Annotated in this window: 13 protein-coding genes; 7 read left to right on the top strand and 6 right to left on the bottom strand. The window is 73.1% G+C overall.

Features of this window, described 5'->3' with window-relative positions; translation table 11 throughout:
- Positions 1 to 184: 184 nt before the first annotated feature.
- The 4 genes from DXZ73_RS10995 (at position 185) to DXZ73_RS10980 (ending at position 4,931) form a co-directional block, all read left to right on the top strand.
- Complete coding sequence (locus DXZ73_RS10995) at positions 185 to 1,390, top strand: PP2C family protein-serine/threonine phosphatase (protein WP_116210820.1); 1,206 nt, start codon at positions 185 to 187, stop codon at positions 1,388 to 1,390.
- Complete coding sequence (locus DXZ73_RS10990; RefSeq protein ID WP_240351298.1) at positions 1,387 to 2,937, top strand: MFS transporter; 1,551 nt, start codon at positions 1,387 to 1,389, stop codon at positions 2,935 to 2,937. Before DXZ73_RS10995 ends, DXZ73_RS10990 begins: the two co-directional genes overlap by 4 nt.
- Before the next feature lie 79 nt (positions 2,938 to 3,016).
- Positions 3,017 to 4,354 carry a transcriptional regulator gene (locus DXZ73_RS10985; RefSeq protein ID WP_116210819.1) on the top strand — a complete coding sequence of 446 codons (1,338 nt, stop codon included), beginning with the start codon at positions 3,017 to 3,019 and terminating at the stop codon, positions 4,352 to 4,354.
- Positions 4,355 to 4,400: 46 nt separating this feature from the next.
- The gene (locus DXZ73_RS10980) at positions 4,401 to 4,931 is read left to right on the top strand and encodes an NUDIX hydrolase (protein WP_116210818.1); all 531 of its coding nucleotides are present in this window, start codon (positions 4,401 to 4,403) and stop codon (positions 4,929 to 4,931) included.
- Positions 4,932 to 4,969: 38 nt separating this feature from the next.
- On the opposite strand, the gene DXZ73_RS10975 is transcribed toward DXZ73_RS10980, so the two are convergent.
- Together DXZ73_RS10975 and DXZ73_RS10970 are read right to left on the bottom strand one after the other, a co-directional pair.
- Positions 4,970 to 5,227, bottom strand: a complete 258-nt coding sequence (locus DXZ73_RS10975) for a hypothetical protein (RefSeq protein ID WP_116210817.1) — start codon at positions 5,225 to 5,227, stop codon at positions 4,970 to 4,972.
- A 167-nt stretch (positions 5,228 to 5,394) separates the two neighbouring features.
- Complete coding sequence (locus tag DXZ73_RS10970; protein WP_116210816.1) at positions 5,395 to 6,255, bottom strand: 3-hydroxybutyryl-CoA dehydrogenase; 861 nt, start codon at positions 6,253 to 6,255, stop codon at positions 5,395 to 5,397.
- A gap of 184 nt (positions 6,256 to 6,439) precedes the next feature.
- Between DXZ73_RS10970 and DXZ73_RS10965 the strand changes: the two genes are divergently transcribed.
- Positions 6,440 to 7,684: a glycoside hydrolase family 10 protein gene (locus DXZ73_RS10965; RefSeq protein WP_116210815.1), complete on the top strand. Its 1,245-nt coding sequence runs from the start codon at positions 6,440 to 6,442 to the stop codon at positions 7,682 to 7,684.
- 257 nt (positions 7,685 to 7,941) lie between these two features.
- On the opposite strand, the gene DXZ73_RS10960 is transcribed toward DXZ73_RS10965, so the two are convergent.
- Complete coding sequence (locus tag DXZ73_RS10960; RefSeq protein WP_116210814.1) at positions 7,942 to 8,142, bottom strand: DUF1918 domain-containing protein; 201 nt, start codon at positions 8,140 to 8,142, stop codon at positions 7,942 to 7,944.
- Positions 8,143 to 8,261: 119 nt separating this feature from the next.
- Positions 8,262 to 9,239: a DMT family transporter gene (locus tag DXZ73_RS10955; protein ID WP_116210813.1), complete on the bottom strand. Its 978-nt coding sequence runs from the start codon at positions 9,237 to 9,239 to the stop codon at positions 8,262 to 8,264.
- On the opposite strand from DXZ73_RS10955, the gene DXZ73_RS10950 reads away from it, so the two are divergent.
- Together DXZ73_RS10950 and DXZ73_RS10945 are read left to right on the top strand one after the other, a co-directional pair.
- Positions 9,238 to 10,683 carry a PLP-dependent aminotransferase family protein gene (locus DXZ73_RS10950; RefSeq protein WP_116210812.1) on the top strand — a complete coding sequence of 482 codons (1,446 nt, stop codon included), beginning with the start codon at positions 9,238 to 9,240 and terminating at the stop codon, positions 10,681 to 10,683. The two genes, DXZ73_RS10955 and DXZ73_RS10950, sit on opposite strands and share 2 nt — an antisense overlap.
- Before the next feature lie 58 nt (positions 10,684 to 10,741).
- Entirely contained in the window at positions 10,742 to 11,122 is a 381-nt protein-coding gene (locus DXZ73_RS10945; RefSeq protein WP_116210811.1) for an RNA-binding S4 domain-containing protein, read from the top strand.
- A gap of 77 nt (positions 11,123 to 11,199) precedes the next feature.
- Here the strand turns inward: DXZ73_RS10945 and DXZ73_RS10940 are convergent, their stop codons facing one another.
- Both DXZ73_RS10940 and DXZ73_RS10935 read right to left on the bottom strand, forming a co-directional pair.
- A complete protein-coding gene (locus DXZ73_RS10940; protein ID WP_116210810.1) occupies positions 11,200 to 11,949 on the bottom strand; it encodes a transglycosylase SLT domain-containing protein in 750 nt (249 codons plus the stop codon).
- 489 nt (positions 11,950 to 12,438) lie between these two features.
- Positions 12,439 to 13,299 carry a sigma-70 family RNA polymerase sigma factor gene (locus DXZ73_RS10935; RefSeq protein WP_116210809.1) on the bottom strand — a complete coding sequence of 287 codons (861 nt, stop codon included), beginning with the start codon at positions 13,297 to 13,299 and terminating at the stop codon, positions 12,439 to 12,441.
- Between the last annotated feature and the right edge of the window lie 33 nt (positions 13,300 to 13,332).

Raw genomic sequence — 13,332 nt, 5'->3', positions numbered from 1 at the left:
GCGGTGAAAGTCGCTGAACAGCAGAGGGGCGCACCCGGGTCACCGGGTGCGCCCCTCATGCGTGCCATCGTTCCTGAGTGTCCGAATATCACTCAATAGGGTGGAAATGAAGGCCCTGGTCGTTACTTGGCGCTGAGCACTCGCGAGAATCAAGCGCGTCATTGCTGCTAGGGGGGCCGACGGCATGATCCGGACAAGGGCGGTGCACTGGCGGAGGAGGGTCGTGCTCGCCCTTCCCGGACTGTGGATCCTGGGAGTCCTGGCGTGGGGGCTCCTCGCCCCCCACGGCACCCAGGTCGTCCAACTGCTCGCGGCCGCGCCCGTCATCGCCTGCGCGGGCAGCGGCCGGCGCCAGTGCGTCGCGCTCGCCGGCCTCTGCGCGGTGTTCGCGCTCGCCCCCTTCGGCCCCACGGCCCGGCTGGATCACGGCGTCAGACTGGGCACGTGCTGCGCCGTCGTCGCCGTCGCCGGGGCCAGCTACTCCATCACCCGCCGCCGGCGCCGGCTCGTGCGGGATCTGGAGCGCGCCCGCGAGATCGCCGACACCGCCCAGCGGCTGCTGCTGCGCCCCCTGCCGCCGCGGCTCGACGGGATGACGCTCGCGGGCGGCCACCTCTCGGTCAGCGAGGGCACGCTCGTGGGCGGCGACCTCTACGAGGCCCTGGCCACCCCGCACGGCGTCCGCGTCGTCATAGGCGATGTGCGCGGCCACGGCTTCGCGGCGATCGCCACCGTCGCCGCCGTGCTCGGCAGCTTCCGCGAGGCGGCGTACGACGAACCGCGGCTGGCGGACGTGCTGCGCCGGCTGGAGCGGGCCCTGCAGCGGCACCTGGGAGAGCGGGCCGCGGCCGAGGCGAAGGACGCCAAGGAGCGGCCGTCCGGCGAGGAGTTCGTCACCATCCTCCTGCTGGAGGTGTGCGCCGACGGCGTCGTCATGGCCCTCAACTGCGGCCACCCCTGGCCGTACCGCCTCTCCGGCGCCTCCGGCCGCCGGGCCAGGGCCGCCCCCGTGGGCCGGGGCGACCCGATGCCCCCGCTCGGGCTCTTCCCCCTGCCGTCCGAACTGCCCGTGGCCCGGCTGACCCGGCTGCACCCCGGCGACGCCCTGGTGCTGCACACGGACGGCGCCGAGGACGCGCGGGACGCCGCGGGCGCCTTCTTCCCGCTCGCGCGGACCCTCGCCGAGGCCGCCCGCGGCGCGCCCATCGTCCCCGCCGCCGTGATCGAGCGCGTCCAGGCCGCCCTGCTGCGGCACACCGGCGGCCGCCTCTCCGACGACATCGCCCTCCTGGTGCTGCGCAACGACCGGCAGCGCGTCCCCTCCCCGTCGCCCGCCGCCCGACTGGCCCGCTCCGGCGGCAGGCCGCGCAGGCAAGGAGCCGCTTCGTGACAGAGCCCCACGGCCACCCCGGACCCGCCGCACCGCCCGGTGCCGTACGCAGCCTCATCCCCGCCCGGATCGACCGGCTGCCCTGGTCCGGCTTCCACACCAGGATGGTGGTGGCGCTCGGCGTCGCCTGGATCCTGGACGGCCTGGAGATCACCGTCGCGGGCGCGGTGGCGGCCGTCCTCACCCGCGAGGACACCCTCCGCCTCTCCTCGGGCGAGGCGGGGCTGATCGCCACCGTCTATCTCGTCGGACAGGTGGCGGGCGCGCTGTTCTTCGGGCGGCTCGCGGACCGGCTCGGCCGGCGCAGGCTCTTCCTGCTCACCTTCGGCGTCTATCTCTTCGGCAGCGGCCTGACGGCACTGACCCTCGGCCAGGGCACCGGCTGGTACGCCTTCCTCTGCTTCACCCGCTTCCTCGCCGGCACGGGCATCGGCGGCGAGTACTCCGCCATCAACTCCGCGATCCAGGAAATGGTGCCCGCCCGCCACCGCGGCCGCGTCGACCTCCTGGTCAACGGCACCTACTGGGCGGGCGCGATCCTCGGCACCGTGGCCGAACTCTGGCTCCTCCAGGTGCTTGCCGACCGCCTCGCCTGGCGGGTGGGCTTCCTCCTCGGCCCGCTCCTCGGCCTCGCCGTCTTCCTGATCCGCCGTCATCTGCCGGAGAGCCCGCGCTGGCTGGCCATGCACGGCAGGCAGGCGGAGGCCGAGGAGGCCATCGCCCGTATCGAGAGCGAGGTCGAGCGCGCCGGGCACGTCCTCGCACCCGTGGACGCGGGCAAGGCGATCCTGCTGACGGAGGCGCCGCGGGCCGGCTATCCCACCCTGCTGCGGCTGCTGTTCAAGCGCTACCCCGGCCGCTCCGTGCTCGGCTCGACCCTGCTGATCACCCAGTCCTTCCTCTACAACTCGATCTTCTTCACCTACACCCTCGTCCTGACCAAGTTCTACGGCGTCCACGAGAACCGCGCCCCGCTCTACCTCATCGCCTTCGCCGCCGGGAACCTCCTCGGTCCCGTCCTGCTCGGCCCGCTCTTCGACACCGTCGGCCGCCGCCGCATGATCAGCGGCACCTATCTCTTCTCCGGCTGCGCCCTGGCCGTCACCGCCGCGCTGTTCCAGGCCGACCTGCTGACCGCGGCGAGCCAGACCGCCGCCTGGTGCGTGATCTTCTTCTTCGCCTCGGCCGGGGCGTCCGCCGGATATCTGACGGTCGGTGAGATCTTCCCGCTGGAGGTGCGGGGCCAGGCCATCGCCGTCTTCTTCGCCCTCGCCCAGTGCGTGGGCGCCGCCGGCCCGTATCTCTACGGCCGGCTGATCGGCGACGGCAGCGACCGCACCCTGCTCTTCCTCGGCTATCTCCTGGGCGCGGCCGTCATGGTGATCGGCGGCCTCACCGAGCACTTCCTGGGCATCGACGCCGAGGGCCGGTCCCTGGAGGAGATCGCCACCCCGCTCTCGGCCGCACCGCCCCCGCCCGGCGAGACGGCCCGGGAACGGCCGGAAGCCACCGGTGGCCCCAACTCCCGAGGCCCTGCTTCCGTTTGACGCTGCGCGACGTCCGGTTCACACCCCGTGCGAAGCGATCTCCATTACGCTGATCCCACCGAGCACTTCGGAGGGCAGGATGGAGCCCAACACACTCCTTGACGCCATCCTCGACGAAGCGGGGATCTCCCACGCCGGACTGGCCGCCCATATCAACGCGGCGGGCCGCGCCCGGGGACTGGCACTGCGGTACGAACACACCGCCGTCGCACGCTGGTTGCGCGGCCAGCGCCCGCGCGGCCAGGTGCCGGACCTCATCTGCGAGGTGCTCGGCGAGCGACTGCACCGCGCGCTGACCCTGGACGACATCGGCCTGGGCACCCCCGGCAGCCCCCGCCTGCCCAACACCCCGCTCTCCGGCTTCGTGGAGCGCGCCACCGCCCTGTGGCGCTCCGACGAGCAGCAGCGGGAGCACGTCGTCACCGCCCCCGCCGTGACCGGGACGCCCGCCGTCATCCCGGTCTGGGAGTGGGAGAACCCGCCCGAGGACGCCGATGTCTCCCGGCGCGGCCTCACCCGCGTCTCCATGGACGACATCGAGATGCTCCGCGCCGCCCGCACCCACTACGAGCAGATGTACCGCAAGGCGGGCGGCATCGCGACCCGCGCCCGCGTCGTCGGCTTCCTCAACGCCGAGACCGCGCCCCTGCTCCGGGGCAGCTACACCGACGCGACCGGCCGCCAACTGCACCGTGCCACCGGAGGGCTGGTCGCCGTCGCGGGGATCTGCGCCTACGACTCCGACGCGCACGGGCTCGCCCAGCGCTATTTCCACCAGGCGCTGCGGCTGGCCAAGGCCAGCGGGGACCGGGGCCTCGGCGCGTATGTCATCGCCCTCCTCGTCAACCAGTCGCTCTTCATGCGGGAGTACCGGCAGGCGGTCGCGTTCGCCGAGTCGGCGCTGCGGGCCGCGGGCCCGGAGCTCACCCCCGCCCTCGCCGCCGATCTCTACGCCATGCAGGCCAAGGCATACGCCCGGCTCGGCGACGGCGTCGGCGCGCTCGCCTGCATCCGCCGCGCCGAGAGCGCGGCCGAGCGCATCCGCCGTGGCCAGGAGCCGGCCGAGACCGGCTATGTGCAGCCCGGTCTGGTGAATGTGCAGGTGGCGGAGGCGCTGTTGAGCCTCGGCGATCTCGGACCCGCCCGTGAGCACGCGGACCGGGCCGTCGACACCCCCGCCCACGACCGGGGCCGTGTCCACCGGCTCGCCATGCTCACGCACATCGAGCTGCGTCAAGGAGACGCGGACAAGGCGGTGGCCACCGCACGGGAGATGACCGAGCAGGCGAGAGGCATGGAATCGCAGCGCTTACGGGATCGGCTCCGGGCGGTGCGCGAGCACCTGATCGAGAGTGGGTGTGCGGCCACTGCCGAGGCCGCCGAGATGATCGACGGGGCGTTGCGCGTGCCCTTGTGAGGAAAGCGCCCGGGGAGGTGGCCACCTCGGCGGAAGGTGGCAACACGTGCGTTGGAAGAATCTCAGGGAACGGACCGTCTACTCGAACCGCTGGTTCCGGGTCAATCTCGCAGACGTCCAACTCCCCGACGGCCGCCACCTCGACCACTTCCTCATCAGGCTGCGGCCCGTCGCCGTGGCCACGGTGGTCAATGAGGCCAATGAGGTCCTGCTGCTGTGGCGGCACCGCTTCATCACCGACAACTGGGGCTGGGAACTGGCCGCGGGCGTCGTCGAGGACGGTGAGGACCTGGCCTTCGCGGCGGCCCGCGAGATGGAGGAGGAGACCGGGTGGCGGCCCGGCCCCCTGCGGCACCTGATGTCCGTGGAACCGTCCAACGGTCTCACCGACGCCCGCCATCACATCTACTGGTCCGACGAGGCCGAGTACATCGGTGAGCCGGAGGACGACTTCGAGTCGGACCGCCGCGAGTGGGTGCCGCTCAAGCTGGTGCCCGACATGATCGGCCGCGGCGAGGTGCCGGCCGCCAACATGGCGGCCGCGCTGCTGCTGCTGCACCACATCCGGCTCGGCTGAACCTCCGTACGGCGACCGGATTCACGCACACCCCGCGCTCATCGGCCTGTCGCCTGCCAGACGGCGAGTGCCAGGGCGGCGACGCCGGTGAGCGCGGCTATCGACGGCAGGGGCCAGGTGCCGTGTTCCAGGGCCCGTACGCGCTCGCCCAGCTCGGCGATCTCGTGCTCCGTCTGGTCGCCGCGCTGGGTGAGGAGGGCGAGGTGCCCGTCGATGCGGACGACGCCGACATCGAGGCTCCGCCTGAGCTCCGCGAGCTCGGCCGATTTGACGGCGTGCTCGGGATGGCTGGTCACGGTCCGTACTCCTTCCGGAGAATGCTGTCTGTACCAACGGAAGCGAGTCAACCGCGCCGGGCCGCCGAGCGGGAGCGTGTGCGGGGGGTATATGCGAGTCACCGCCGCACACCCCGTGCGAACACGGGTGTGCGGCGGTGACTTTGCGTAGTGGTCGGGCCAGGGGCTCAGTACGAGTAGAAGCCCGAGCCCGTCTTGCGGCCGAGGCGGCCCGCGTCGACCATGCGCTGGAGCAGCGGGGGAGCGGCGTAGAGCGGCTCCTTGAACTCCTCGTACATGCTGTTCGCCACCGACGCGACCGTGTCCAGGCCGATCAGGTCGGAGAGCTTCAGCGGGCCCATGGGGTGGGCGCAGCCGAGCTCCATGCCGTTGTCGATGTCCTCGCGGCTGGCGATGCCCGACTCGAACATCCGGATGGCGGAGAGCAGATACGGGATGAGCAGGGCGTTGACGACGAAGCCCGAGCGGTCCTGGGCGCGGATCGCGTGCTTGCCCAGGACCTGCGCGACCAGGGCCTCGGCGCGCTTGATGGTCTCCTCGCCGGTGGTGAGCGCGGGGATCAGCTCGACGAGCTTCTGCACCGGGGCCGGGTTGAAGAAGTGGATGCCGATGACCTGGTCCGGGCGGGAGGTCGCCACGGCCAGCTTCACCAGCGGGATGGAGGAGGTGTTGGAGGCCAGGATCGCGTCCGGGCGGGTGACGACCTGGTCCAGGACCTGGAAGATCTCGGTCTTGATCTGCTCGTTCTCGACGACGGCCTCGATGACGAGGTCGCGGTCGGCGAACTCGCCCAGGTCGGTGGTGAAGCTCAGCCGGGCGAGCGTGGCGTCGCGCTCGGCCTCGGTGATCTTGCCGCGCTCGGCGGCCTTGCCGAGGGAGTTGGTGAGCCGGGTGCGGCCCAGCTCCAGGGCCTCGCCGGTGGTCTCCGCGACCATGACGTCCAGGCCGGAACGGGCGCACACCTCGGCGATGCCCGCGCCCATCTGGCCGCAGCCCACTACTCCGACGCGTGCGATGTCGGTCGTCACATCGTGCCTTTCGCTGTTCTCGGTCGTCCGGCGGCGGCCGTACCCCGCGCCGGGTCCCGGCGCGCGGGACCCCCGGTCCCCGCCTCGTTCCAGACGTTACTCCGCGCCGTGCGGTGCCGAGGGTGCCGGGGCGGGCATGCTCTGTCCGTATGGTGTGACCGATCCGACAAGGAGTGGGCCGCATATGGGGCGTATGAGCCGAAGAGGGTTCACCGTGGCGGCCGCGGGCGTGATGTCCGCGATGCTGACTACGGGTGAGGCGGGTGCGCTCGGTGACGCCGACTCGAGCGGCACTCGCCGGAAGCGCGAGTTCCGCGGCCTGTGGGTCGCCACCGTCGGCAATATCGACTGGCCGTCCGCGCCGGGCCTCGATCCCGGCAGGCAGCAGGACGAGCTGCTGGACCTCCTCGACGCCGCGGTGGAGCGCCGGCTCAATGCCGTGCTCCTCCAGCTCCGGCCCACCGCCGACGCGTTCTGGCCCTCGCCGTACGAGCCGTGGTCGGAGTATCTGACGGGGACTCAAGGCGGCGACCCGGGCTGGGATCCGCTGGCCTTCGCGGTGCGCGCGGCGCACGAGCGCCGCCTGGAACTGCACGGCTGGTTCAACCCCTACCGCATCGCCAACCACACCGACCCCGGCCGGCTGATCCCCACCCACCCGGCGCGGCTGCACCCCGACTGGGTGGTGCCGTACGGCGGGAAGCTCTACTACAACCCGGGCCTGCCCGAGGTGCGGCGCTTCGTCCAGGACGCGATGCTCGACCCCGTCGCCCGCTACGACCTCGACGGCGTGCACTTCGACGACTACTTCTACCCCTACCCGGTGGCCGGGCAGCGCTTCGACGACGACGCGGCGTACGAGCGCTACGGCGCGGGCCACCCCGACCGGGGGGCCTGGCGGCGCGACAACATCGACCTGCTCGTACGGGAGATGGGCGAGCGCATCAAGCGGCGCAAGCGTCATGTGCGGTTCGGGATCAGCCCGTTCGCCGTCTGGCGCAACAGGGCGACGGACCCACGGGGGTCGGACACCCGGGCCGGGGTGCAGACATACGACGACCTGTGCGCCGACACCCGCAAGTGGGTGCGCGAGGAGTGGATCGACTACATCGTCCCCCAGGTCTACTGGCCCATCGGCTTCCCGGACGCGGACTACGCCGAGCTCGTGCCGTGGTGGGCGCGGACCGTGCGGGGCACCGGCGTGCACCTCTACATCGGCGAGGCGCTCTACCGCGCCGGCGACCCCGCGCAGCCCGCACCCTGGCAGGACCCGGCCGAGCTCTCCCGCCACCTCACGCTGTGCGGCGCACACCGCGAGGTGCTCGGGAACGCGTACTTCTCGGCGAAATCGCTGCTCGACGACCGGATCGGGGCGATGGAACGCGTGGTCCACGACCACTATCCGCGCAGGGTGCGCCCACCGCGGTGAGGGCTGAGGCGCTGCCCGACCGGTGTTGACTTGGGTCCGCTCGAAGGCGCGGGTCCGTTGTTCCCCCGGACTCCGTCCGGGGGTGCCCCCACGGCGGGTGGCCTCAATCGCCGGCCGGGCTTGATCGTGCGGGCCTCGGGACTTCATCCCTGGATACGATCCAAGGCGGCTTGGCCACATCAAGCCCGTCCGGCGTCCGAGGACACGCGGTGCAGCAGCGTCCATGGGCCGACCGGACGCTGCTCTGCGGCAGGCGGCTACGCGCCGTCCGTCGCCTTGCGGTGCTCCACCACGCTGTCCGGGCCCGGCGACATGATCGTCTCGTGGCCGTTCTCCGCGCGGACGCGATACGGGGGCGTGCCCTTCGGCCCCAGCACCTCGACGATCTCCACGACGTGGTCGTGCTCCCCGACAACCCGGCCGTGTGTTACCAAACGGTCGCCCTTGCTCGCATGCATCGGCGGTGATCCTTCCGATCGAGGTTCCACTGGTGCGCTCGGGTGCCGTCAATTCTACGGCGATCGGGGGCATATGGCCCGCTCTACGGCGCATTCGGGGGAGCGCCGACCGCACCGTGCTACCCGCGCGTGCGCTGGGTCACCGCGATGCAGACGAGCACCGCGACCGCGGCGACGGGCGCGGCCGGGGTCAGCCGTTCACCGAGCAGCGACACGGACCACACCAGGGTCAGCAGCGGCTGCGCGAGCTGGAGCTGGCTCGCCCTGGCCACACCGATCACGGCCATGCCGCGGTACCACACCAGCATGCCCAGGAACTGCGACCCCGCCGCCAGCCACAGCAGCCCGGCGACGGTGTGCCCGGTGAGATGCGCGGGCTCGGCGTACAGAGCCGCCGCCGCACCCGCCACGGCCACCGGCAGGCAGCCGACGAGCGCCCAGCCGATCACCTGCCACCCCGGCATCTCCCGCGCCAGCCTGCCGCCCTCCGCGTAGCCCGCCGCGCACACCAGCAGGGCGGCGAACAAATACAGGTCGCCGAGCGTCGGCGTGCCACCGCTCTGTTGCAGGGCGAAGCCGATGACCACAGCCGCCCCCGCCAGTGCCGCCGCCCAGAAGGCGCGCGAATGCCGGGTACGGGTCCGCACCGCCGCGTACGCGGCCGTGGTCAGCGGCAGCAGGCCCACGACCACCGCGGCGTGCGAGGTCGTGGACGTCCGCAGGGCCAGCGTCGTCAGCAGGGGGAATCCGACGACGGTGCCACCGGCGACCGCGAGCAGCCCCGGCCAGTGGCGCCGCGCGGGCGGCGGCACGCGCCCCGCCAGCAGGAAACCGGCCGCGATCAGCCCGGCCAGCACCATCCGGCACGTGGTGACGGACCACGGGCCGAGCCCCTCCAGCGCCCAGACGGTCGCGGGGAACGTCAGGGAGAACGCGGCCACCCCGAGGGCGGCGAGCAGGGTGCCCCCGGTGGCGGGGCCGAATCGGCGCGTACGACCGACGGTGTGCGCGGAGCCGTTCCCCGCCTCGCCCTCGACGGCGGCCGGGCCGCTCACTGCTATCGCCGCGGCGCGAGTAGCGCTATCTTTCACTCTCATGCATGAGCGTAACAGCGTCGCGGAACTGGCAGGAGTCCTGCGCGGGGAGATGAACCGCTACTCTCCAGGTGAGAAGCTGCCGTCCAGCCGCGCCCTCATCGAGCGCTTCCGGGTCAGCCCCGTCACCGTCTCGCGGGCCCTCGCCGCCCTGGCCGCGGAGGGCCTGGTCGTCACCCGCCCCGGCGCGGGCGCCTTCCGGGCCGCGCCGCACGGCGCGCCCGCGCGCCTCGGCGACACGTCCTGGCAGGAGGTCGCCCTCAGCGCCGAGGCGGCCGGGGACGCCGTCCCCCGCACCGTCGACGCCACCGGGGTGCTGGCCACGCTCGCCGAACCGCCACCCGGCGTCATCGAGCTCAGCGGCGGCTACCTCCACCACACCCTCCAGCCCGAACGCGCCCTCGCCGCCGCCCTCGCCCGGGCCGGCCGCCGCCCGGGCGCCTGGGGCCGCCCGCCCCTCGAAGGGGTCGCCGAGCTCCGCGCGTGGTTCGCCCGCGAGATCGGCGGCCCGGCCGGCACGGTCGCCCCCTCCGACGTGCTGATCACCGCGGGCGGCCAGAGCGCGCTCACCACCGCCCTGCGCGCCCTCGCCCCGCCCGGCGCCCCCGTGCTCGTCGAGTCCCCGACCTATCCCGGCATGGTCGCCGCGGCGCGCGCCTCCGGGCTGCGGCTCGTGCCCGTGCCGACGGACGCGCGGGGGGTGCGCACCGATCTGCTCGCCGAGGCGTTCCGGGTGAGCGGCGCCCGCGTCTTCGCCTGCCAGCCGCTCTTCCAGAACCCCACCGGGGCCGTCCTGGCCGACGACCGGCGCCGCGAGGTCGTCCGCGCCGCCCGCGCGGCCGGTGCCTTCGTCGTCGAGGACGACTTCGCCCGCCGCCTCGCCCACGAGGACGCCCCACCGCTGCCGCCCACGCTCGCCGCGGAGGACCCCGACGGCATCGTCGTCCACGTCTGCTCCCTGACCAAGGCCACCTCGCCCAGCCTGCGCGTCGGCGCCCTCGCCGCCCGGGGCCCGGTGCTGGAACGGCTGCGGGCCATCCAGGTCGTCGACAGCTTCTTCGTGCCCCGCCCGCTCCAGGAGGCCGCGCTCGAACTCGTCGGCTCGCCCGCCTGGCCCCGTCACCACCGCACGGTCGCGGCCGAGCTGCGCACCCGGCGCGAGGCGCTGCTCACCGCCCTGCGCCGGGAACTCCCGGAGCTGGAAGTGGAGTTCGTGCCGCCCGGCGGCTTCCACGTCTGGGCCCGGCTGCCGGACGGCACGGACGAGGCCGCGCTGGCGGCCGCGGCGCTGCGCGCGGGCGTCGCCGTCGCCCCCGGGCGCCCCTATCACGCCGCCGAGTCCGCCGCCCCGCACCTGCGCCTGAGCTTCGCCGCGGTGGCCGGCACGGCCGAACTCGCCGAAGGCGTGGCCCGACTGGCCTCGGCCTGCCGTGAGGCGCTGTCGTGAGCCGAGCCGTGACATCACGCGCGCCCGACCGCCGGTACTCCGGTACTAGAGTCGGGTCATGGCTTCAGACGAGGAGACCGGGACCGTACGGGTCGACAGCTGGATCTGGTCCGTGCGGCTGACGAAGACGCGTTCCCAGGCCGCGACCGCCTGCCGCGCGGGTCACGTGCGCGTCAACGGCGAGCGCGCCAAACCGGCCCAGACGGTGGGCCCCGGCGACGAGGTGCGGCTCCGGCTGGCCGGGCACGAGCGGATCGTCGTCGTCTCCCGGACCATCCGCAAGCGGGTCGGCGCCCCCGTCGCGGCCGAGTGCTACGTCGACAACAGCCCGCCCCCGCCGCCGCCCACCGCGCTCGCGGCGGTACCGGTCCGCGACCGCGGCGCGGGCCGCCCCACCAAGCGGGACCGGCGCGAACTGGAGCGTCTGCAGGGCCTCTGAGTACGCCGAAGGGCGGCGGCACCGGTGTGGTGCCGCCGCCCTTCGGCGCGTGAGGTTCCCGCTGTGTGTCGGTCCGGTCAGTAGGCGGAGTTGACGTTGTCCATGGAGCCGTAGGTCTTGGCGGCGTAGTTGCAGGAGGCGACGATGTTGGCGACCGGGTCGTAGATGTCCCAGGACGTGCCCTCGACGTGGAAGGCCTTGAACGTCGGGTCGATGATCTGCAGCAGGCCCTTGGAGGGGATGCCGGCGACGGCGTTGGAGTCCCAGTTGTTGATGGCCTGGGGGTTGCCGGTGGACTCGCGCATGATGTTGCGCTTGAGGCCTTCGTAGGTGCCGGGGATGCCCTTGGTGTGCATGATGTCCAGGGCCTGGTTGATCCAGCCGTCGAGGTTGTCGCCGTAGGCCTTCGCGGGGGCCGGGGCCGGGGCCTGCTGGGCGGGGGCGGCGGGGGTGTTCTGGACGGGGGTGCGGTCCTGGGAGCGGCTGGCGGTTTCCTTGGCGGCGCGGTCCTGCTCGGCCCTGGCCTTGGCCTGGGCGGCGGTCCTGGCGGCGGCGTCGGTGGCGGTCCTGTGCTGCGCTGCGGCTTCGGTCTTCGCCCGGTCGGCTGCCTGGCCGGTGGCCTGGGTGAGGCGCTCCTGCTGCTCCTGGTCGCTGGTGCCGGCGTCGTGGGTGGTCCAGGCGACGTGCTTGACGTCGATGGACTGGGCGGCGGTGGCCTGGCCGGGGACCGCGGCGAGGGCGAGGGCGGTGAGGCCCGCGGCGGTCAGGCCGGCGGCGGAGAGCTTGTGGGCGGCGGTCAGGCGGTGGCGGGAGACGGTGGAGCGCATACGGAGCTGAACCTCTTCCAGTTTCGCGGATGTCGTACGGAGGCCGGTGCGGCGCGGTGCGACTCGGCAATTGTTAGCGGCCGGAAACGGGGGTGGCAAAGGTGTGACGTACGACCGGGGCTCGTAGGCACACACCCCCACACCACGCCCGGAACGTCCGATTTGGGCGGGTCGGGGCCACTAGCCGGAGTCGTACGTGACGTGGGCCCTATGCGGGGGTTCACACCCGGGGGGTACGCAGGTCACTACGCGTGAGCGATCGTGCACGGCGGAAAGGGTGCGGGTTTCGTTGCCGCCTGCGGCGGGGGCGCCCTGCGGGCGCGTCCTCAAACGCCGGACGGGCTGGAAAATCCAGCCCGTCCGGCGTTTGAGGACAGCGCGCGAAGCGTGCTCCGGGGTCTGGGGCGAAGCCCCAGTTTCGGGAAGGGGCGGGGCTGGGGAACAAGCCCGCCGCAGGCGCAGCGGGCCCGCACCCTCAAGCGCGCCCCCTTACATAGGAAGCCCCCGCAACCGCTCCACATCCGCCAGGATGTCGATCGTCGTGACCTTGCCGTCCGTGATCGTGAAGCCGAGCACCGCCATCGCCTGCCCGTCCACATCGGTGACGATCCCGACGGAGCCGTTGACGAGCGCGGGCCGCGCCAAGAGGGCCATGCGCTGGAAGGTGAGCGCCTGCCCGGCGACGGCCGCGGCGCCGCGTACCTCCAGCGGGGCCCCCGCGCCCGTGTCCGCGCGGAGCACGACGGCCGGGTCGAGCACCGCGACGAGCGCGTCGAAGTCGCCGCCGCGCGCCGCGGTGAGGAAGGCGTCGACGACCTGCCGCTGCCGGGTGAGGTCGCTGTCGGGCGTGGGCACGGACCCCTGCACCCGGCGGCGCGCCCGGCTGGCCAGCTGCCGTGCCGCCGCGGGGGTGCGCCCGACCATCGGGGCGATCTCGTCGAACGGCACGGCGAACATGTCGTGCAGCACGAACGCGAGCCGCTCCGCGGGCGCCAGCGTCTCCAGGACGACCAGCAGCGCGAGGCCGACGGAGTCGGCGAGCAGCGCCTGGTGCTCGGGGTCGACGCCGTCCACGCTGCCGACGATGGGGTCGGGCACCCGCGCGTCCAGCGGCTCCTCGCCGCGCGAGGTGCGCGAACGCAGCATGTCCAGGCACACCCGGCCGACGACGGTGGTCAGCCAGCCGCCCAGGTTCTCGACGCTTTCGCTGTCGGAGCGGCTGAGCCGCAGCCATGCCTCCTGCACGGCGTCGTCGGCCTCGGTCAGCGAGCCGAGCATCCGGTAGGCCACCGCGCGCAGGTGGGTGCGGTGCGTCTCGAATCGCTCCGCCAGCAAGTTCTTGTCGTTCATCTGTCACATTCTCCTGTCGCGATCCGTCAGTGC

Origin of the sequence: Streptoverticillium olivoreticuli subsp. olivoreticuli, from assembly GCF_003391135.1 — a bacterium.
Taxonomy (GTDB): domain Bacteria; phylum Actinomycetota; class Actinomycetes; order Streptomycetales; family Streptomycetaceae; genus Streptomyces; species Streptomyces blastmyceticus.
The sequence above is the reverse complement of the archived record's forward strand: the minus strand, read 5'-3'. Positions and strand labels throughout refer to the sequence as shown.